The organism is Pseudomonas sp. D47 (assembly GCF_045447305.1).
Lineage (GTDB): Bacteria > Pseudomonadota > Gammaproteobacteria > Pseudomonadales > Pseudomonadaceae > Aquipseudomonas.
In genome coordinates, this window is sequence record NZ_JBJGXU010000079.1 from 1 (window position 1) to 21,768 (window position 21,768).

General features: G+C 59.6%; 15 protein-coding genes. 10 read left to right on the forward strand and 5 right to left on the reverse strand.

All coding sequences use genetic code 11. From position 1 onward, the window contains the following. A partial coding sequence (locus tag ACI77I_RS28830) for a hypothetical protein (RefSeq protein ID WP_406999552.1) occupies positions 1–2,954 on the reverse strand: 2,954 nt, incomplete at its 3' end. Positions 2,955–3,234: 280 nt separating this feature from the next. Here ACI77I_RS28830 and ACI77I_RS28835 point away from each other — a divergent pair. From ACI77I_RS28835 to ACI77I_RS28855, 5 genes are all read left to right on the forward strand, one after another. Beyond that, positions 3,235–6,732 (forward strand): response regulator, encoded by a 3,498-nt coding sequence (locus ACI77I_RS28835; RefSeq protein WP_094951820.1) that lies wholly within the window; start codon positions 3,235–3,237, stop codon positions 6,730–6,732. Further along, positions 6,733–7,563 carry a CheR family methyltransferase gene (locus tag ACI77I_RS28840; RefSeq protein ID WP_406999554.1) on the forward strand — a complete coding sequence of 277 codons (831 nt, stop codon included), beginning with the start codon at positions 6,733–6,735 and terminating at the stop codon, positions 7,561–7,563. It abuts the gene before it with no gap. Continuing rightward, positions 7,560–8,159, forward strand: coding sequence for a chemotaxis protein CheB (locus tag ACI77I_RS28845; protein WP_094951821.1), 600 nt, complete (start codon positions 7,560–7,562; stop codon positions 8,157–8,159). Before ACI77I_RS28840 ends, ACI77I_RS28845 begins: the two co-directional genes overlap by 4 nt. Beyond that, a complete protein-coding gene (locus tag ACI77I_RS28850) occupies positions 8,153–9,346 on the forward strand; it encodes a hybrid sensor histidine kinase/response regulator (RefSeq protein ID WP_094951822.1) in 1,194 nt (397 codons plus the stop codon). The genes ACI77I_RS28845 and ACI77I_RS28850 overlap by 7 nt, the downstream gene beginning before the upstream one ends. A 78-nt stretch (positions 9,347–9,424) precedes the next feature. Beyond that, complete coding sequence (locus tag ACI77I_RS28855) at positions 9,425–9,802, forward strand: response regulator (protein WP_094951823.1); 378 nt, start codon at positions 9,425–9,427, stop codon at positions 9,800–9,802. 39 nt (positions 9,803–9,841) lie between these two features. Here ACI77I_RS28855 and ACI77I_RS28860 read toward each other — a convergent pair whose 3' ends face one another. The 4 genes from ACI77I_RS28860 to ACI77I_RS28875 form a co-directional block, all read right to left on the reverse strand. Next, positions 9,842–11,512 (reverse strand): response regulator, encoded by a 1,671-nt coding sequence (locus ACI77I_RS28860; RefSeq protein WP_406999557.1) that lies wholly within the window; start codon positions 11,510–11,512, stop codon positions 9,842–9,844. Then, positions 11,512–13,011 (reverse strand): ATPase domain-containing protein, encoded by a 1,500-nt coding sequence (locus tag ACI77I_RS28865; protein ID WP_094951825.1) that lies wholly within the window; start codon positions 13,009–13,011, stop codon positions 11,512–11,514. The genes ACI77I_RS28860 and ACI77I_RS28865 overlap by 1 nt, the downstream gene beginning before the upstream one ends. Before the next feature lie 803 nt (positions 13,012–13,814). Further along, entirely contained in the window at positions 13,815–14,873 is a 1,059-nt protein-coding gene (locus tag ACI77I_RS28870; RefSeq protein ID WP_242149543.1) for a tetratricopeptide repeat protein, read from the reverse strand. 77 nt (positions 14,874–14,950) lie between these two features. Next, entirely contained in the window at positions 14,951–15,844 is an 894-nt protein-coding gene (locus ACI77I_RS28875; protein ID WP_406980464.1) for a bestrophin family protein, read from the reverse strand. A gap of 226 nt (positions 15,845–16,070) precedes the next feature. Between ACI77I_RS28875 and ACI77I_RS28880 the strand changes: the two genes are divergently transcribed. Genes ACI77I_RS28880 through ACI77I_RS28900 form a run of 5 tightly spaced genes read left to right on the forward strand, consistent with a single transcriptional unit; the run spans position 16,071 to position 21,627 of the window. After that, positions 16,071–17,720 carry an AMP-binding protein gene (locus ACI77I_RS28880; protein WP_406999559.1) on the forward strand — a complete coding sequence of 550 codons (1,650 nt, stop codon included), beginning with the start codon at positions 16,071–16,073 and terminating at the stop codon, positions 17,718–17,720. Positions 17,721–17,741: 21 nt separating this feature from the next. Then, on the forward strand, positions 17,742–18,509 hold the full coding sequence (locus ACI77I_RS28885) for an SDR family NAD(P)-dependent oxidoreductase (protein WP_406999561.1): 768 nt from the start codon (positions 17,742–17,744) through the stop codon (positions 18,507–18,509). Between the two features lie 11 nt (positions 18,510–18,520). Continuing rightward, complete coding sequence (locus tag ACI77I_RS28890; protein ID WP_094951830.1) at positions 18,521–19,705, forward strand: acetyl-CoA C-acyltransferase; 1,185 nt, start codon at positions 18,521–18,523, stop codon at positions 19,703–19,705. A gap of 9 nt (positions 19,706–19,714) precedes the next feature. After that, positions 19,715–20,842 carry an acyl-CoA dehydrogenase gene (locus ACI77I_RS28895; RefSeq protein WP_242149533.1) on the forward strand — a complete coding sequence of 376 codons (1,128 nt, stop codon included), beginning with the start codon at positions 19,715–19,717 and terminating at the stop codon, positions 20,840–20,842. 11 nt (positions 20,843–20,853) lie between these two features. Then, positions 20,854–21,627 (forward strand): enoyl-CoA hydratase, encoded by a 774-nt coding sequence (locus ACI77I_RS28900; RefSeq protein ID WP_094951832.1) that lies wholly within the window; start codon positions 20,854–20,856, stop codon positions 21,625–21,627. Positions 21,628–21,768 lie beyond the last annotated feature (141 nt).

A 21,768-nucleotide genomic window follows, 5' to 3' on the forward strand; every position in this document is an offset into this window, starting at 1 on the left:
AAGCGGTCGAAAGAAACGCCTGGGCCGGCAACGTCGGCGGCAAAAATATTGGTGAAATACTCCCCATCTCTAATTCTTTCCTCCTTTATTGTCCTCGCCAAAAGCCCTATTTCTTCCGGCGTCCGATTGGGGTTTGCGGCCAACTTCAGTAAGTCCTTCAAGCGTGTTTGGCCTGTGTAATCCGGCAGCGCCTGAAGCACCCCATTTTTATAACCCTGATTAAACCGCGCAAGGCTATTGGGCTTTCGTGCCTCAACGAGCTTCTTGTAGAAATTCCCAAACGCAACTCCCAAGCTGCTGCTAAGCGTGCCGCCACGCAGGGGAGTGAAGTGGTCGATTGGCGAGCCATACACACTATTTTTTAAGGGGTCATAGTTATACCATTGATCGTTCTTGCGTACCGCGACCGTGTCGATGGTGCGATCTCCAACGTTCACAGAGCCGATTAACGCTGTCCCGTGCTGCTTGCTTATCTGCTGAAGTTTTTGGTAACCGCCATTGGAGGCCCTGAGCTTTTTAAGCCACCCAGTACTCTTCGTGTAGCCCTTGAGGAGCAAATGCCCGGCTCCCCATATTATGTCGCCCGCCCCACTGAGTGGGTTGAGCACCTCAAAGGCGGACGCCCCCAGGAACTTGATAGCTTTTGCAGCCTTGGCGCCATTGCCAAAGACTTTGGCGGCCTGGGCAGTCTTGCCTGCGCCAAACGTCAGCAGTCCAATGACATCCATCGTTAGGTCGGCTATCCCCTCGACGACGCTGCCTTTCGCCAGGTTGACGATGGCAGACCGGAACGGGATGAGGTTGAGGAAGAATTCACCAACCCCCTTGTCAAGCGAACGATCATGATCGTAGGACGTCACGCCTCTGGCGTGATCCAGCACACTTTCATCATCCAGGCCTAAGGATTTAACGTAGAAATTGGCAATCTTATTGGTTCGGTTCGAGTCGAAACTTTTGGGGATCTCAGTACTGCCTGGCTTATCAGTCTTGGCAATGCTGGAGTCGCTGGGATAAGGCGTAATGATCGAAGTAACGGGCTGATAGCCTCCGTCTATTTTAATTACCTGTTTCAGGTTTTCTGTCATGCGCTCGTTTTGTTTAGTGATTGTCCCTTTGGTGGTGTCGATCTCATAAAGATTGCTCTCACCCTCGTACGTAGTTTTCACAAACAATGTATGTTCGCGACGCACCGTCACGAGTGCGTTACCCGCCGCATCTTTGTAGTGTTTTTCGTAAGAGAACTCGATCTCGCCGAATTCAAAATTTTTGCGGTCGGCTAATGGCAATTGGGATATCAGGTGCTTGACCATTCCGTGATGGCCCTTTTTTTGCGCCGCTATCGACGCCTCGAATTGGGTCGTGAACACCTCGGGCGCTGGAAACCTTTCGGAACGTGTAAAGTTGTTGAACGCATCGATTGGCACCCTGCGATCGTTGGTGACCCATTTGTATTTTTCCCCCAGCATTTCCCCTTCCATCACAATATCAAGCATGGAACGCAACCTTGGATCGCCGGCTCCGGGGCGGCCTGTGTAGGCCTTTGCGAGGAATCGTGCTTCAAAAACCGTTGGATCAAGCTTTGGGAACTCAGCTTTGAGGGCGTCAAGCGCAATTTTTTTTCGACTGGCCAGTGGCGTGTATAAAGAAGTAGAAGTCTCCACCAGCGCATCCAAGCGACTGTCGTAGGCCGCTTTGGTCTGTTCCATTTGTGACGCTGTCGGTTCGGGAGTTGAGGGAACCAGTGCGCCATTTACCGGGGTCCAACTGGTTTGCAAGATGGGCAGCAAACCATTGGCTAACCCCCACTCTTTTAGAGTTTCGCGCTGAGCTAGTTGAACGTCGATATCGCTGGTCGGCAGCGACTCCGCTAGGGCCATAACCTCGACATAGGTCATGTTAGGCACCCGGCCAGGCGTCTGGGCTTCGATCTTGGCTGCTGCGGTTGTCAATTGCCCCCAGAGAACACCGCCGACTTTCACAATCGAGGGAATATCTTTGATCAGAAACTGCGGGGCGTGACTCGCCAACAGAACGTGGGTCGCAAGTTTAGCGGCCGAGTCTGTCGCCAGGCCTTCCTTGATCAGATACTTGCTCAGGTGCTCGGCAACCAGCGAGGGGGGTTGACCCCAATACATGGGGGAGTCCAGATAGATATCACCGATTTTGTTGGGTTCGGGGTGCCAAAGGCCACCCAGGTCAAGCCCATCGATCATCGCGGTCAACAGATAGTCATAAATACTGGTGGGTGTGGCCACACCCTTCAGGTGCGCCTGTAACGCCTGCCCCAGCGCCTGGGCCCTGGGGGAATCGAACAGTTTTTGTAGCGTCTGTTGAGGGTCACTCTGCAAATCACGGTGCGTGAGCGAACTGCCGTGCAACAAGTAATGCAGCGTGCCGTTGCCATGTGTCGGCAACGGCAAGCCAGGCAAGCCGCTGTTACGGGAGAAGAGGAACGCGCGAATGCTCCTTCGGTCCTCTTGTGACATCGCAATTGGCCAGGAAAGGCCGCCGCCCAAATTCCCCAGCACCGGGATTGAAGCCTTTTGCCCAATTTGTTTGGCCAACGTAGCGACTTGTTCGGCGGTGACTGGCAGTTCATAACCGAGGTCGGTAATGACGGCCGCCAATGTCGGGGGCGTGGAGCCTGCCAAGGCGTAGGTGGACCCTACGTAAGGCACGTCAATTTGACTTTTTAACGCGCTTGAAATTTGGAGTGGAGTGAGGGGCTTGCCCTCATTTTGGGTACCCATTTGGCGGAGTTGGTCGACCAAATTGAAAAGGTTCTGGTTGTCTGCTTGGAGCTGTCCCACCGTTTTGGTTGGTGGCTGCGCTGCTGCGGGATTGCTTGCGGGGGCCGGCGTTATTGATAAAGTGTTGGAGATGTTTTGCGCAGGCAGTTGAGCTTCTGTGGTGGAGACGTTCACTGTTTGTTGCGTAACACTTGAAATGCTCATTTAGCGTACCTTGGCAAGTCATAAGAAGACGCCGTCCAAAAGATCTTCCGTGTTCCTGAGGCGTGCTTCTGAGTGCGAAGCCAATGAAAGTTCGTTCCTCTTTTGCTGTAGGAAGTTGTTATAAGTTGTGTGCGACGTACTCAAGAAAGCTGGCCAAAATCAGCGCGAAATCCACCCGCGCCTTCTAGGTTTTCGCCTCAAACCAGCGCAGAAACATAGCCCTGACCCCTGATGTTCGGGCAAACTCCTCCTTTTTCCGTACTTTGGCCAAGGCATGCCCATGACTCCCGCGTCGTCCGTCGATGAAAAGAGCTTTCGTAAACTCCTGAGCCGTAACGTGGCCCTGCCGTTGGGTGTGGGCGTGCTCAGCGCAGTGTTTTTCGTCGTGCTGATTACTTATTTGTTGTCGGTGATCCAGTGGGTGGAGCACACCGACCGGGTCATCAATAACCTCAATGAGTCATCAAAACTGACAGTGGACCTGGAAACCGGCATGCGCGGCTTCTTGATCACTGGCGATGAGCATTTCCTCGACCCCTACGAAGTGGCCAAACCGCGGATCATTGCCGACTTGCGTAACCTGCAGGAACTGGTGGCGGACAACCCCCAGCAGGTAGACCGCCTCAAGCGCCTAGAGGCGATGCAGGCCGAGTGGAACAAGTACGCGCAGTCGATGATTGATATGCAGCGCCAGAGCGGTGATTACCGCAGCGCGGTCAAGGCCGGTCGGGGCAAGCGCCTCACGGACGAGATCCGCAAGGAGTACGACGATGCGGTGGCGATGGAGCAGCAGTTCCGCATCACCCGCAATGAAGAAGTCACCAAGACCACGGTGGTCAGCGTCACCCTGTACCTGGCGTTCGTACTCGGCCTGAGTGGGTTCCTGGCGTATGTCGGTCGTAAGAATTTGCTCTCACTATCAAGGAGTTACAGCGATAACCTCGCGTCACAACAGAAGATTGCGCGACGCCTTGAACAGCAAGCCTGGCTGCGCAGTGGTCAGACCGAACTGGCCGAACAAGTGCTCGGCCAACTGACCCTGAACATGTTGGGCCGTAACATCCTGCAGTTCTTTGCCCAATACATGGGCTCGGCAGTCGCTGCGCTGTATGTGCGTGAAGAGCACGGCGGCCTCAAGCGTGTGGCGACCTATGGTTTCTCCCGCGAACAGGAGCAGCAGGAACAGTCGATCTACAGCGACGAAGGTATCGTCGGGCAGGCCGCCCAGCTGGATCGCCTGATTCGCTTGGACGATGTGCCGGTGGACTACTTCAAGGTCAGTTCCGGCCTGGGCGAAGGCGCTACTCGCAGCGTGCTGGTGATGCCGACCAGCGAGGACGACCGTGTCAACGGCGTGATCGAACTGGGTTTCCTGCGCTCACTGGAAGAACGTGACGTCGAACTGCTGGAGCTGATTGCCGGCAATATCGGCACCTCTATCGAAGCCGCGCGTTATCGCCAGCGCCTGCAGGAAGTACTGGCCGAGACCCAGCAGCTCAACGAAGAGCTGCAAGTGCAGCAGGAAGAACTCAAGACCGCCAACGAAGAACTCGAAGAACAGTCACGCATCCTCAAGGAGTCCCAGACCCACCTGGAAACCCAGCAGGCCGAGCTTGAGCAGACCAACGAGCAGTTGGCCGAACAGACCCAGACCCTGGCCGAGCAGCGCGACGCCATGGACCGCAAGAACGTCGAGCTCAACAAGGCACAGCTTGAACTCGAAGACCGCGCCGACGAATTGCAGCGCTCCAGCAAGTACAAGTCCGAGTTCCTCGCCAACATGTCCCACGAGCTGCGCACCCCGCTGAACAGCTCGTTGATCCTGGCCAAGCTGCTGGCGGAAAACCCCCAGGAAAACCTCAGCGCCGAACAGGTCAAGTTTGCCGAGTCGATTTATTCGGCGGGCAATGACTTGCTCAACCTGATCAACGACATTCTGGATATTTCCAAGGTCGAAGCCGGCAAGCTCGAGGTGCGCCCGGAAAACTCCAGTGTCGTGCGTCTGGTGGACGGCCTGCGTGGCATGTTCGAACCGTTGGCCGCCGACCGCAAGCTGGCCTTCCAGGTGGAGGTGCAAAGCGATGCGCCGACCCTGCTGTTTACCGACCGCCAGCGTCTGGAGCAGATCCTCAAGAACCTGCTGTCCAACGCGATCAAGTTCACCGAGCAGGGCGAGGTCAGCCTGTCGGTGTCCCGTGCGCCGAACGAGAGCATTGCCTTTACGGTGCGCGACTCCGGCATCGGCATCGCCCCGGACCAGCAGGAAAGCATCTTCGAAGCCTTCCGCCAGGCGGACGGCACCACCAACCGCCGCTACGGCGGCACCGGCCTGGGCTTGTCGATCTCGCGCGACCTGGCCACGTTGCTCGGCGGCTATATCAGCGTGACCAGCGAACCGGGCAAGGGCAGTGTGTTTACCCTGGTATTGCCGGAGCAGTACATCGAGCGCGAGGAGGGCGCGGCGCCCATCGAGCAGCCGCGTCACGCTGTGGCGGCGCCTGCACCTGCACCGATCGCCATCTCGCCGCTGCCGGTGGCCGATGCGCAACAGATCCCACGTTTTGCCGATGACCGTGACAAGGCACCGTTCACCACCCGTTGCATCCTGGTCGTAGAAGACGAGCCGAACTTTGCGCGCATCTTGTTCGATTTGGCCCACGAGCTGGGCTACAACTGCCTGGTCGCCCATGGCGCGGACGAAGGCTACAGCCTGGCTGAGGAATTCGTGCCGGACGCGATCCTGCTGGACATGCGCCTGCCGGACCATTCCGGGCTGACGGTGCTGCAACGCCTGAAAGAACACGCCAACACCCGCCACATCCCTGTGCACGTGATTTCCGTGGAAGACCGCGTCGAAGCCGCCATGCACATGGGCGCCATCGGCTATGCGGTCAAGCCGACCACGCGCGAGGAGCTCAAGGACGTGTTTGCGCGCCTGGAAGCCAAGCTGACACAGAAGGTCAAGCGCGTACTGCTGGTGGAAGACGATGACCTGCAGCGCGACAGCATTGCCCGCCTGATCGGCGACGATGACATTGAGATCACCGACGTCGGCTACGCCCAGGCCGCCCTGGACCTGCTGCGCACCAATATCTACGACTGCATGATCATCGACCTCAAGCTGCCGGACATGCTCGGCAACGAGCTGCTCAAGCGCATGGCCACCGAGGATATCTGCTCGTTCCCGCCAGTCATCGTCTACACCGGGCGTAACCTGACCCGTGATGAAGAGGCTGAACTGCGCAAATACTCGCGCTCGATCATCATCAAGGGTGCGCGCTCACCTGAACGTTTGCTGGATGAAGTGACACTCTTTCTGCACAAAGTCGAGTCCCAGCTGTCCCATGACCGCCAGAAGATGCTCAAGACCGCGCGCAGCCGTGACAAGGTCTTTGAGGGGCGCAAGATCCTGTTGGTGGACGACGATGTGCGCAACATCTTTGCCCTGACCAGCGCCCTGGAGCACAAAGGTGCGGTGGTGGTGATCGGCCGTAACGGCCGCGAGGCCATCGACAAACTCAATGAAGTGGACGACATCGACCTGGTGCTGATGGACGTGATGATGCCGGAGATGGACGGTTACGAGGCCACGGCCTTGATCCGTCAGGACCCGCGCTGGAAGAAGTTGCCGATCATTGCGGTTACGGCCAAGGCCATGAAGGACGATCAGGAGCGCTGCCTCGCGGCAGGCTCCAACGATTACCTGGCCAAGCCGATTGACCTGGATCGCCTGTTCTCGCTGATTCGCGTATGGCTACCGAAGATGGAACGTATTTAAGTGGAGCAGCGTTTTTTGGACAAAAGCAGCGACATTGAGCTGCGCCTGTTGATCGAGGCGATTTACCTCAAGTACAGCTACGACTTTCGCGACTATTCCGGTGCGTCGGTCAAGCGGCGTGTGGCCCATGCCCTGCGCCAGTTTGACTGCGCAACCATTTCGGCGCTGCAGGAGCGGGTGTTGCACGACCCTGGCGCGTTCATGCAGTTGCTGCAATTTCTGACGATCCCCGTGAGCGAGATGTTTCGCGACCCGTCGCACTTTCTGGCGATTCGTCAGGAAGTGGTGCCGTTGCTCAAGACCTATCCGTCGATCAAGATCTGGATCGCCGGCTGCAGCACAGGCGAGGAGGTGTACTCCATGGCGATCCTGCTGCGCGAAGAGGGGTTGCTCGAGCGCACCATCATCTATGCCACGGACATCAACCCGGCATCGCTGGATAAAGCCAAACAAGGGATTTTCTCCCTGGAGAATGTACGCGCCTACACTGCTAATTATCAGCAGGCTGGCGGCCAACGTTCATTCGCCGACTACTACACGGCGGCCTACGATTACGCGATCTTCGACAAGACCCTGCGCGAGAACGTCACCTTTGCCGACCACAGCCTGGCGACCGACAGTGTATTCTCAGAAACTCAATTAATTTCATGTCGCAACGTACTGATTTATTTCAATAAAAAATTGCAGGATCGAGCGTTTGGATTGTTTCATGAGTCGCTGTGTCATCGCGGCTTCCTGGTGCTGGGCAGTAAGGAAACCCTGGATTTTTCCGCCTACAGCAAACAATTCGAACCCTTGGTCAAGCAGGAACGGATCTACCGAAAATCATGAACGAGGCGCAAGCCAACCCGTTTTTCGGGATTGAAGCCATTGTCGTCGGCGCCTCAGCCGGTGGCGTCGAGGCGTTGCTGAAGATTTTTGGCGACCTGCCTGAAGGGTTTGCCTTGCCGATTATTGCCGTGTTGCACCTGCCGGACGAACGCCGAAGCCAGTTGGCGCAAGTGTTCGCGCGGCGCCTGCGTATCCCGGTGAAGGAAGCGCGGGACAAGGAAGTGATCGAGGCCGGCACTGTTTACTTCGCCGGGCCCGGCTACCACCTCTCGGTAGAACATGACCACAGCCTGTCCCTGAGCCAGGAAGACCGCGTGCACTATTCCCGTCCGGCCATTGATTACCTGTTCGCCTCAGCCGCTGATGCCTACGGAAAGGGTTTGCTGGCGATCCTGCTGACCGGCGCCAACCAGGACGGCGCGCGTGGGCTGGCCCACGTCAAACAATCGGGCGGCACCACCGTGGTACAAGACCCCAAGGAAGCACACATTGCCGTGATGCCGTTGGCGGCCTTGGCACTGCACACACCTGACCATATTCTGACCTTGAGCCGCATTGCCTCATTGCTGGCTTCCCTGGAATCTTCCCCATGTTAAGTAATATCCAGGCCAAATTGCTGATCGTCGACGATCTGCCGGAAAACCTGCTGGCCCTCGAAGCGCTGATCAAGCGCGAGGATCGCCAGGTCTTCAAGGCCTTGAGCGCCGACGAGGCCTTGTCACTGTTGCTGGAGCACGAGTTCGCCATGGCGATTCTCGATGTGCAGATGCCCGGCATGAACGGTTTCGAGCTGGCCGAGCTGATGCGCGGCACCGAAAAGACCAAGAACATCCCGATTGTGTTCGTCAGCGCTGCTGGCCGCGAACTCAATTACGCCTTCAAAGGCTATGAAAGCGGCGCCGTGGACTTCCTGCACAAGCCGCTGGATATCCACGCGGTCAAGAGCAAGGTCAACGTGTTCGTCGACCTGTACCGCCAGAGCAAGGCGATGAAACTGCAAGTGGAAGCCCTGGAGCGCAGCCGCCGCGAGCAGGAGCTGCTGCTGACGCGCCTGCAGGCCACCCAGGCCGAATTGGAGCAGGCGGTGCGCATGCGTGACGACTTCATGTCGATCGTCGCCCACGAAGTGCGTACGCCGCTTAACGGCCTGATCCTGGAGACCCAGCTGCGCAAGATGCACCTGGCCCGGGATAACGCCGCCGCATTCACCCTGGACAAGATGCACGCCATGGTTGACCGCGACGAGCGGCAGATCAAAAGCCTGATTCGCCTGATTGAAGACATGCTCGACGTGTCGCGCATCCGCACCGGCAAGCTGTCGATCCGCCCGGCGCGCTTTGACCTGGCCCTGTTGGTGCGTAACCTGGTGGAAAACTTTGCACCGCAAGTCGCGGCCGCTGACTCATCGATGCACCTGGAAACCGAAGGCCCCGTGGAGGGCAATTGGGATGAGTTCCGCATCGAGCAGGTGGTCTCCAACCTGCTGACCAACGCGCTGCGCTACGGGGCCAAGAGCCCGGTGGAAGTGCGGGTCTACACCGAGCATGGCGAAGCGCGGGTGGAAGTGCGTGACCATGGCATCGGCATCAGTCAAGACAACCAGAAGCGCATATTCCAGCAGTTCGAGCGGGTGTCGGCCAGCCATGTCTCGGCGGGCCTGGGCCTGGGGCTGTTTATCTCCGAACAGATCGTGGCGGCCCACGGCGGTACCATCGAGGTCCAAAGCCAGATAGGCGAGGGCGCCCTGTTCCGGGTGTGCCTGCCGCTTGAGGCGGCCGCGTGAAATCAATCGTCACCTCGACGCAACCTCTGCGTGACCCCATGGTCGTAACTGCAGCAATTGACCGGACAAAGGCTTCCCATGAGTGAAGATGCACAAGATGTCGTTCTGATCGTCGAGGACGACGAATCCATTATGTTTGTGCTGGGTGAATACCTGGCAGGCCTGGGCTATCGGGTGTTGAAGGCGATCGACGGGGAGCAGGCCTTCGAAATCCTCGCGTCCAAGCCGCACCTGGACCTGATGGTCACGGACTACCGCCTGCCGGGTGGGATTTCCGGGGTGCAGATCGCTGAGCCTGCGATCAAGTTGCGACCGGAATTAAAAGTGATCTTTATCAGCGGCTACCCGCAGGAAATTCTCGACTGCAATAGCCCGATCACGCGCAACGCGCCGATCCTGGCCAAGCCGTTTGACTTGGATACGCTGCAAGAGCATATCCAGCGCCTGCTGGCGTGAAGGGTGACAGGGCTGCCATGCAGCCCTTGTTGTAGCGCCTCAACCCTGAATCATTTCCCGCACTTTTGCCGTTAACAGATCAAACGTGAACGGTTTGGTGATCAACTGCATCCCCGGGTCCAGGAAGCCGCCGCGTACCGCCGCGTGTTCGGCGTAGCCGGTGATAAACAGCACCTTGAGCTGCGGGCGCATCTGCCGACCGATTTCCGCCATCTGCCGGCCGTTCATGCCGGGCAGGCCCACATCGCTGATCAGCAGGTCAATACGCTGGTCGGATTCAATGATGGGCAGCGCCGTATCAGCATCACACGCCTCGACGAAGGCATAACCCAGTTCTTTGAGCACTGCACTGACTAATACCCGCACTGCCGGGTCATCCTCGACGATCAACACGGTTTCACCCGCATTGGCGAAGGGCAGCAGCGTTGGGTTGAGCAGCTCCAGCGTCTTCATCTCGCCGACAAAGCGCGGCAGGAACAGGCTGACGGTGGTGCCTTTATCGATTTCACTATGGATCGTGACGTGGCCGTGGGACTGGCGGGCAAAGCCGTAGATCATCGACAACCCAAGGCCGGTGCCCTGGCCGATGGGTTTGGTGGTGAAAAACGGATCGAACACCCGGCCGATCAGGTGTTCGGGGATACCGCAGCCGGTGTCGCTGACGCTCAGCTCAACGTAATCACCGGGTTTCAACGTGCCGTAGGCGGCGGTGAACACGCTGTCCAGGTGGCGGTTGGTGGTTTCGACCACCAGTTTGCCGCCGCCAGGCATGGCGTCCCGTGCGTTGATGACCAAGTTGAGCAGGGCGCTTTCGAGCTGGTTGGGGTCGGCTTCGGCGGTCCAGAGCGTGTCGCTCAGGCGCATATCCAAGGCGATGCTTTCATTGATGCTGCGTTGCAGCAATTCGCCCATGGAGGCGACCAATTGGTTGATCTCCACGGGCTTGGAATCCAGCGACTGACGACGGGAAAACGCCAGCAGGCGGTGGGTCAGGCCGGCGGCGCGGTTGGCCGAGGTCACGCCTAGGTCGATCAGGCCATCGAGGTCGTCCAGCTTGCCGCGCGATATGCGCCTGCGCAGCAGCTCCAGGCTGCCGATAATCCCGGTGAGCATATTGTTGAAGTCATGGGCGATGCCGCCGGTCAACTGGCCGACGGCTTCCATTTTCTGCGACTGGCGCAGCGCCTCTTCATTGGTGCGCAGTTGCGCCGTGCGCTCCTCGACTTGCTGCTCGAGGGTTTCCAGCGTGCGTTGCAGGCGCAGCTCGCTCTCGCTCAAATCAATCAGCCGGTCGCGGGCTTCGTATTGCCGCCGTCGGCCGCGCAGGGCGGCGCTCACCAGACTGATCAAGGTCACTGGATGGAAGGGGCGCTCGAGGAAGGTCACGTTGCCCAACAGCCCGCTCAAGTGCGAGGAACCGTTCTGCTCGCTGCCGCCATGGTGGGTCATCAGCACGATGGGCAGGTCCGACCAGGCCGGTTGCTGATGCAGGTATTCCAGCAGCGGCTCCAAATCGACGCCGCGCAGGGCTTCGTCGGCGATCACCAGCAGGCCGGCGCCGTGCTCTAACGCTTCGCACAGGTTCGCCAGGTGCGTGGCGATGATGCCGCTGTAGCCGGCCTGGTTCAGCATCATCAGCGCCAATGAGCCGTCACGGCCCATGGGCGCCAGGATGATTGCACGCTCGGAGACGGGAGATAGGCCAGTCACTAGCCCTCTTCCTTGAGCAAAGGTGAGCCCGCGCCCATGTAGGTAGGAATGCCGCGTAACACGCCTTGGAAGTTATCCAGGGGTTCGCCAACCGTCATGCCGCGACCGCCGATGCGGTATTCGCGGATAGTCGATTCATGCGAGCCGGTGCGTTTCTTGATGATCGAAATGGCCCGACGCACCTTGCCCAGCGCTTCGAAGTAGCGCAGCAGAATGACCGTATCGGCCAGGTAAGTGATGTCTACCGGGGCCTGCATATCGCCCACGAGCCCGTGCTGGGCAACTGTCATGAAGGTCGCGGCGCCACGGCGGTTGAGGTACAGCAGCAGTTCGTGCATGTGCAGGATCAGGGCGTTTTCTTCGGGCATGGCGGCCTGGTAGCCGTTGATGCTGTCGATCACCACGGTTTTGATCCCGCGTTCATCCACGCAACGCCGCACCCGGTGTGAGAATTCGCCCGGCGACAGCTCGGCAGCGTCGACCTGTTCGATCAGCAAGTTGCCGGTGGCTTGCAGGGCCTCGAGGTCGATGCCCATGTTTCGCATGCGTTCGAACAACAAGCCCAGCTCTTCATCAAAGATAAACAACGCGGCTTTTTCGCCACGGGCCACGGCGGCTGCGGCAAAGATCATCGAGATCAGCGACTTGCCGGTACCGGCCGGGCCTAGGATCAAGCTGCTCGAACCGGTCTCGACGCCGCCGCCCATCAGGGCATCCAATTCGGCTATGCCGCTGCTCAGGGTCTGGCGCGTGTAACCACCGCGATGCTCGGCGGCGACCAAGCGCGGGAATACATGGATACCGTCGGCCATGATGGTGAAGTCGTGGAAACCGCCACGGTATTTCTGCCCACGGTATTTCACCACCCGCACGCGGCGGCGTTCGGCGCCGTAGTTGGGGGTCAGTTCTTCCAGGCGAATCACGCCGTGGGCCACGCTGTGCACGGTTTTATCCAGGGATTCGGTAGTCAGGTCGTCGAGCAGCAGCACGGTGGCGTCGTAGCGCACGAAGTAGTGCTTGATCGCCAGGATCTGGCGGCGGTAGCGCAGCGAGCTTTGCGCCAGCAGGCGGATCTCCGACAGGCTGTCGATGACCACGCGGGTCGGCTTGACCGCTTCGACCACTTCAAAGATTTGCCGGGTGGCTTCGCCCAATTCCAAGTCCGACGAATACAGCAGGCTCTGCTGGTGGTCGGCGTCGAGCAGGCTCTCGGGTGGGGTCAGTTCGAAGATGTGGATATTGTCATCCAGGTCCCAGCCGTGGGACTTTGCGCCATGGCGCAATTCGCGTTCGGTTTCGGACAGGGTGATGTACAGGGATCGTTCACCGTTTTTCGCGCCGGCTTGCAGAAAGTGCAGCGCTACGGTGGTTTTACCGGTGCCGGGTTCGCCTTCCAGCAGGAACAGGTGGCTGCGCGATAGCCCCCCGGAAAGAATGTCATCAAGACCTTCGATGCCGGTGGCCGCCTTTTCACTGAACAGCTCTTTGGATGTAGACAAGAAGTGCCCTCAGGTCACGTACAAGTAGAGGAGCGCGCCGCCCTGGGCGCGCCATATTTACTTGACCGTAGTGGTCCGTAGCGGTTCAACACTTCGTGATATTTGTAGCCTCGTTGCGCTTATAGGCAGCCTTTGGGGGGCTTTTTGGCTAGGTGACTTCTATGGTGATCAAGAGAGATCTGGGAGTCGGTAACCTGTGGTGCGTTAGCCTGGTTTGGTGGTGCTTCTTTAGTTGGATTGAGTACATATCCATTGCTGCGGTAACGGCGGCTTAGGGTTCCGCCCTTACGGCGGGTCACTTTTGGAAAAGAGCCCCAAAAGTAACCAAAAAGGCTCTTGCCCCACCACTCGGTGCCTCGCCTAGGCTCGGCATGCCCTCACTCCGGCTTGAATCCGTGGGCCGCCGCCATGGGCCATCCTTGGCCCATCGCGGCTAATCCGGCGTCCTGCCGGGTTACCCACGGATTCAAGCCTGCGTTCGGCCAGCGTGGTTAACGGGGCGCCTAAGATCAAGATCAAAAGCAAGAGCACGGCGGCCTAGTAGCCGACCTGAGTGGTTGAAGCAAAAGCAGGGCAGAAGCACAGCAGCACCACATCTAGCTGATGTAATGAGATCCCAATGTGGGAGCGGGCTTGCTCGCGAATGCGGTGGTTCAGTTACAAATAAGCTGACTGGCCCACCGCATTCGCGAGCAAGTCGGATCGCCGCACCGCTGCGATGCAGGCACCTCGGTACGAAAACGGATATGTACCCAGCACCCCCGCCAGAGGTGGTTGTCCGCCCTTAACTAAAGGGTTGGCTCTTACAGGCCTTGTTGCAGTGCAGGATCGTCCGGGTTTTGTTGCTCAAGTTGCGCCAGTAACACCTGGACGTTTTGCAACTGGCCAGTCTCTTTCCAGTAGTTGATCAGCAACACGCGAGCTTTGCGGTTGGCGGGATGGCGCTGCACAATTTCTTCCAGTTGACGCTGGGCCGCTTCCAATTCCTCTTGGGCATGCAAGGTGGTCGCCAAGTCGTAGCGGTAATCCTGATTGTCCGGCTCCAGCTCCACCGCTTTGGACAGGCCGAGCAGCGCATAAGGGCGCTCGCCGTGGTGCAGCAACCACATGCCCAAGGCATGTTGCAGGTAGGCCGACTCCGGGTGGGCCGCCAGTTGCCGTGCCAGCAGTTGGCGCGACTCGTCGGTCTTGCCTTGTTTATCCAATAACTCGATCTGCGCCACCCCGGCTTGAAGGTTGTCCGGCTGCAAACGCATGGCCTGCGCCAAGGCATTTTGCGCATCCGGCAGCAGCACGCTGTGGATGTACAGGCGCGCCAGCTGAATCCAGCCTTCAGCCGTTTCCGGCTGGTCCTTGAGCGTTTTCACGAACTCATCGAGTACTTGCTGCAAGGGCCCGAAGTACAGGCCCAACGTATCCGCAGAGAGGCCGAGCAGGGCATTGGCGGCGGCAAAGCGCACGTCTTGTTCGGGATCCTCCAGCACTGGCCCCAGCAGCAACACGCGTTGGCCGCTGGGCACCAGGCCGACGATGCTGTGAATCGCCGCCTCGCGCACCAGTGGCGAATCATTGGCCAGGTCTTTATCGGCAAGCTTCAGTGCCTGCGGGCTTGGGTAGTTGGGCAGTTCAGCGTGCAACGCCGCGCGACGTTCAGGTGACAGGTCCGGCCGACCAAGCTGTTGATACAGCACACGCGCCGCGCCCGGTTCACCGTTATGCGCCTGCTTTAAGGCCTTGCCGTAACCATGGGCGATGGCCTTCGGCACGGCCACCGGGCTGGAGTGGGAGAAAAACCAGGTAAGCAACACAATCAACAACAGGGCGCACAGGCCGACGATGGAATAACGGCGTGACTTTGACATGCAGGCGTCCAAAAGCTGGGGGCAGCTATCGCAAAGCCATCAGCTTCGGTCAGACCACCGCGGGTGTCAAACCCGCATCAGGTCAGCACGTATTCAACCGGCTCCAAGGCAGGCGGCAAGTCGCTTTCGCCGAGAGCTGCAAGAATCTCGCGCTCCAGGGTGCGCACCAGCGCATTGCATGGCAGGTCGTTTTCGTCGAAGCCGAACGGGTCTTCCAGGTCATCGCCAATTTCATCCAGGCCAAAGAAGGTGTAGCTGACGATGGCGGTGATCACCGGTGTCAGCCAGCCCAGCGGCTCGGCCATCGCAAACGGCAGCAGAATGCAGAACAGGTAGATTGTGCGGTGCAGCAACAAGGTGTAAGGGAAGGGCAGCGGCGTGTGTTTGATCCGCTCGCAGGAGGCCTGCACCTGGCTCAGGCTGACCAGTCGGGTTTCCAGCTGGGTGTAGCGCCATTCGCTGATCACGCCTTGCTCGGCCAGCCCCGAAAACCGCGCGCCGAGCTGTTGCAGCACATGGTCGGGGAGGTTGGGGTGCGTGCGATCAATGCCGATCCAGGGCTTTATCGCCGCCGCTTCGTCCTCATGCCGCAGGCGCGCGATCAAGCCATGGGCAAAGCCGCACAGACCGCGCAACAGCCCGGCACGCTCAACCGGATCACTCAGCACCTGGGTCTGGCGAATCAGCGAACGCACCTCAATGATCATTTGCCCCAACTGCTTGCGGCCTTCCCACCAGCGGTCATAACAGGCGTTGTTGCGAAAGCTCATGAAGATCGACAACGACAACCCCAACAACGTGAAGGGTGTGGCGTTGACCGTGGAGAAATACGCCGGGTGCAGGGTTTCAACCAGCACGATCACCGAGGCCAGCAAGGTCACCAGCAGGCTACGCAGGGCAATACGCTTGGCAATCGAGCCCTTGAGGGAGAACAGGATACCCAGGAGGTTGGGTTTGGGACGAACGATCATCGCGGGGAGGCTTCTTCGGTGGCGCAGTCTTTCAGGTTAGAAGCTTGAATCAAGAGCGTCCAATCACTAGAACTGACTGGCTGATCAGCGCGATCAATGATTGGCCAAACCAGTCAGCCAAGTTGAAGGCTTTGACCATTGCTGCTACAGCGCTCTAGAGCGACTATTTCCACGCTTTAACGGCTCCAAAACGTCCTGAAAATAAAAAAACACAAGGATTGAAGCGATGCGTGAGTATTTGGCTGCCACCACCGAGTTTGATTACCAGCACACCGTCGACGCCGCACTGGCCGGCAACCTGCAGGCCCTCAATGCCTGCGTGGAATGCTGCGACCGGCACGCACTGCCGGGCCGCATCGCGCTGTTCTGGGAAGGTAAGGACGGGCGCAGCGCCACGTCAACCTTTACTGACTTGCAGGACCAGGCAGCGCGCTTCGCCAATTTCCTTCTGGCCCAGGGCGTCAAACGCGGTGACAAGGTGGCGGGCCTGCTGCCACGCACGGCGGAACTGCTGGTGGTAGTGCTTGCCACCTGGCGCATCGGCGCGGTCTATCAGCCGCTGTTTACTGCCTTCGGCCCCAAGGCTATCGAACACCGCCTGAACAGCTCCGGCGCGGCGCTGGTGGTCACCGACGCGGTGAACCGCCCCAAACTGGCGGAAGTCGAGGGCTGCCCGACCATCGTGACGGTCGCCGGCGCCAAGGGCGAAGGCATTGTGCGCGGCGATTACAGCTTCTGGGCTGAATTGCCCAACTATTCAAACCTCTGCGAGCCGGTATTGTTGGGCGCAGACGATCCGTTCCTGCTGATGTTCACCTCAGGCACCACCGGCCCGTCCAAAGCCCTGTCGGTACCGCTCAAGGCCATCGTCGCGTTCCAGAGCTATACCCGCGACGCGGTAGACCTGCGCCCCGAAGATGCATTCTGGAACGTGGCCGACCCGGGTTGGGCCTACGGCATCTATTTTGGCGTGACCGGGCCGTTATCCTTGGGCCACCCGATCACCTTCTACGATGGGCCGTTCACCCTGGAAAGCACCTGCCGGGTGATCAACAAATACGGGATCACCAACCTGACGGGCTCGCCGACCGCGTATCGCCTGTTGATAGCTGGTGGCGAGCAATTCGCGCGATCGATCAAGGGCACGCTGCGCATTGTCAGCAGTGCCGGCGAGCCGCTGAACCCGGAAGTGATCCGCTGGTTCGCGGATAACCTGGGCGTGACCATCCACGACCACTACGGCCAGACCGAACTGGGCATGGTGCTGTGCAACCACCACGGCCTGGCGCACCCGGTGCACGTCGGCTCGGCGGGGTTTGCCTCGCCAGGGCATCGCATTGTGGTGCTGGATGACGATCACCAGGAATTGCCCGCGGGCCAGCCGGGAATCCTGGCCATCGACCGCGAACAGTCGCCGATGTGCTGGTTCGTCGGCTACGACGGTGTGAAGACCAAAGCCTTTGTCGGCAAGTACTACCTCAGCGGCGACACGGTGGAGTTGAACCCCGACGGCAGCATCAGCTTTGTCGGGCGCAGTGACGATGTGATCACCACCTCTGGCTACCGCGTTGGCCCGTTCGACGTGGAAAGCGCTTTGGTTGAACACCCGGCCGTGGTCGAAGCGGCAGTGGTCGGCAAGCCTGACCCGGAGCGCACTGAGCGGGTGAAAGCCTTCGTGGTGCTCAACGCACAATACCGTGCCACCCCGGAACTCGCCGAAGAGCTGCGCCTGCACGTGCGCAAGCGTCTCGCCGCGCATGCTTACCCGCGAGAAATCGAATTTGTCAGCGACTTGCCCAAGACCCCTAGCGGCAAGCTGCAACGTTTTATTTTGCGTAATCAGGAAATCGCCAAGGCTCAAGCAGCACTGGCGTGATCCCTTTCAAAGGAAATAAAGATGCAGATTGAAAACAAGGTATTCCTGGTCAGCGGCGGCGCTTCGGGCCTCGGCGCGGCCACCGCTGAAATGCTGGTGGCCGCCGGTGCCAAGGTAATGCTGGTGGACCTGAACGCCGAGGCCGTCGCCGCCAAGGCCCAACAGCTCGGTGATAATGCCCGCAGCGCCGTGGCGGATATCAGCCAGGAAGCTGCCGCCGAAGCCGCCGTGCAAGCGGCCGTCGCCGCGTTTGGTGGCTTGCACGGGCTGATCAACTGCGCCGGTGTGGTGCGTGGCGAGAAAATCCTCGGTAAGAACGGCCCTCACGCCTTGGCCAGCTTTACCCAGGTGATCAACGTCAACCTGATCGGCAGCTTCAACCTGCTGCGCCTGGCCGCCGCCGCCATCGCCGAAACCGAGGCGAATGCCGATGGCGAACGCGGCGTGATCATCAATACCGCGTCGGTGGCCGCCTTTGATGGGCAGATCGGCCAGGCGGCGTATTCCGCCTCCAAAGGCGCCATCGCCAGCCTGACGCTGCCCGCCGCCCGCGAGCTGGCGCGCTTCGGCATTCGGGTCATGACCATCGCCCCGGGCATTTTTGAAACACCGATGATGGCCGGCATGACCCCGGAAGTCCGCGATTCCCTGGCCGCTGGCGTGCCATTCCCGCCACGTTTGGGCAAACCGGCCGAGTACGCCGCACTGGTGCGGCACATCATTGAAAACAGCATGCTCAACGGCGAGGTGATCCGTCTCGACGGCGCCTTGCGCATGGCAGCCAAGTAAGGAGGTTTTTTATGAACGATCCGATCGTTATCGTCAGCGCCGTACGCACGCCCATGGGCGGGTTCCAGGGTGACCTTAAAGGGCTGACCGCGCCGCAATTGGGCGCCGCCGCGATTCGCGCCGCCGTCGAACGAGCCGGCATTGCGCCGGACGCCGTGGATGAAGTGCTGTTCGGCTGCGTCCTGCCGGCAGGCCTCGGCCAGGCACCTGCACGGCAGGCGGCGTTGGGCGCCGGGTTGGACAAGGGCACCCGCTGCACCACGCTCAACAAAATGTGCGGCTCGGGCATGGAAGCGACCATCCTGGCCCACGATTCATTGTTGGCCGGCAGTGTCGATGTGGTGGTGGCTGGCGGCATGGAAAGCATGTCCAATGCACCGTACCTGCTCGACCGCGCACGCAGCGGCTACCGCATGGGCCACGGCAAGGTGCTCGACCATATGTTCCTCGACGGCCTCGAAGACGCCTACGACAAGGGTCGACTGATGGGCAGCTTTGCCGAGGACTGCGCCGAGCACAATGGCTTCACCCGTGAAGCCCAGGACGCTTTTGCCATCGCCTCGCTGACCCGTGCCCAACAGGCGATCACCCACGGTAGCTTCGCCGCCGAGATCGTCCCGGTGCAGGTCACCGTCGGCAAAGAGCAAAAAACCATCTTGCATGATGAACAACCACCGAAAGCCAAGCTGGACAAGATTGCCAGCCTCAAACCCGCGTTCCGCGAAGGCGGTACGGTGACGGCGGCCAACGCCAGTTCGATTTCAGACGGCGCGGCGGCGTTGCTGTTGATGCGTCAGTCCGAAGCGCACAAGCGCGGCCTCAAGCCACTGGCGGTGATCCATGGGCACGCCGCATTTGCCGATGAGCCGGGGCTGTTCCCGGTGGCGCCGGTGGGCGCGATTCGCAAGCTGATGAGTAAGACCGGCTGGAACCTCGACGAAGTAGATCTGTTCGAGATCAACGAGGCCTTCGCGGTGGTCAGCCTGGTGACCATGAGCAAACTGGAAATCCCGCACAGCAAGGTCAACATTCACGGCGGCGCCTGTGCCCTGGGCCACCCGATTGGTGCCTCGGGTGCGCGCATCCTGGTGACGTTGCTCTCGGCCCTGCGCCAGAAAGGCCTCAAGCGCGGCGTTGCTGCGATTTGCATCGGCGGCGGTGAAGCCACGGCCATGGCCGTCGAATGCGTGTATTAAGGACTTTTTATGCTGCCCAATGACGAACAACTGCAAATCAGCGACGCGGCCCGGCAATTTGCCCAGGAGCGTTTGAAACCGTTCGCCGCCGAGTGGGACCGCGAGCACCGTTTTCCAACGCAAGCCATCGGCGAAATGGCCGAGCTGGGCTTTTTCGGCATGTTGGTGCCGGAACAGTGGGGCGGTTGCGACACCGGCTACCTGGCCTACGCCATGGCCCTGGAAGAAATCGCCGCCGGTGACGGCGCCTGCTCGACCATCATGAGCGTGCACAACTCAGTGGGCTGCGTGCCGATTCTGAAATTCGGCAACGATCAGCAGAAAGAGCAATTCCTCAAGCCCTTGGCCAGCGGCGCCATGCTGGGCGCCTTCGCGCTGACCGAACCGCAAGCCGGTTCCGATGCCAGCAGCCTGAAAACCCGTGCACGCCTGGAAGGCGATCACTACGTGCTCAATGGCTGCAAACAGTTCATCACCTCCGGGCAAAACGCCGGCGTTGTGATTGTGTTTGCGGTCACCGACCCGGCCGCCGGCAAGCGTGGGATCAGCGCGTTCATCGTGCCCACCGATTCGCCGGGCTACACGGTCGCGCGGGTTGAAGACAAGCTTGGCCAGCACGCCTCCGACACCTGCCAGATCCTGTTTGAGGACGTGAAGGTGCCGGTCGCCAATCGGCTTGGGGAGGAGGGCGAAGGCTACAAGATCGCCCTGGCCAACCTTGAAGGTGGCCGCGTAGGCATCGCCTCGCAATCGGTGGGCATGGCCCGTGCCGCCTTTGAGGCCGCCCGTGACTATGCGCGCGAGCGCGAAAGTTTTGGCAAAGCGCTGATCGAACACCAGGCTGTGGCATTTCGCCTGGCGGACATGGCCACGCAAATCGCCGTCGCTCGGCAGATGGTGCATTACGCCGCCGCCCTGCGCGACAGCGGCAAGCCGGCCTTGGTCGAAGCCTCGATGGCCAAGTTGTTTGCCTCGGAAATGGCCGAAAAAGTCTGCTCGGCCGCCTTGCAAACCTTGGGCGGTTACGGTTACCTGAGCGACTTCCCCTTGGAGCGGATCTACCGCGATGTGCGGGTCTGCCAGATTTACGAAGGCACCAGCGATATCCAGCGCATGGTCATCTCACGCAATCTTTAAGGAGCCGATACATGAGTTACGACACCATTTTGGTCGAAGTCCAGGGCCGCGTAGGGCTGATTACCCTTAATCGCCCGCAAGCGTTGAACGCCTTGAATGCGCAACTGGTCAGCGAGTTGAACCAGGCGTTGGATGGGCTGGAGGCCAATCCTGAGATTGGGTGCATCGTGCTGACTGGCTCGAAAAAAGCCTTTGCTGCCGGGGCTGATATCAAGGAGATGGCGGAGCTGACGTATCCGCAGATCTATCTGGATGACCTGTTTAGCGACAGTGATCGGGTGGCTAACCGGCGTAAGCCAATCATTGCTGCGGTTAACGGCTTCGCGCTGGGTGGCGGGTGTGAACTGGCGTTGATGTGCGACTTTATCCTGGCGGGTGATGGGGCTAAGTTTGGTCAGCCGGAAATTAACCTTGGCGTGCTGCCGGGTATGGGGGGCACTCAGCGCCTGACCCGTGCGGTGGGTAAGGCCAAGGCCATGGAGATGTGCCTGACTGGGCGCTTTATCGATGCGGTGGAGGCTGAGCGTTGTGGGATTGTGGCGCGTATCGTTCCGGCGGATGAATTGCTGGAGGAAGCGTTGAAGGTTGCGACCTTGATTGCCGGTAAATCTGTGCCGATTAGTATGATGGTCAAGGAAAGCGTTAATCGTGCGTTTGAGGTGAGTCTTTCTGAAGGTGTGCGTTTTGAGCGCAGGGTGTTTCATGCGGCGTTTGCGACGCTGGATCAGAAGGAAGGGATGGCGGCGTTTGTGGGTAAGCGGGCGCCTGAGTTTAAGGATCGGTAGGGGGGTAGGGGTGGGGTTGCGGTTGCGGTTGGGGGCATATCCGTTGCTGCGGTAACGGCTTCGTAGGGTTCCGCTCTTACAGCGGGTCACTTTTGGAAGGACCGGAATGCCGGCCCAGCCAAAAGTAAGCAAAAGGTCCTC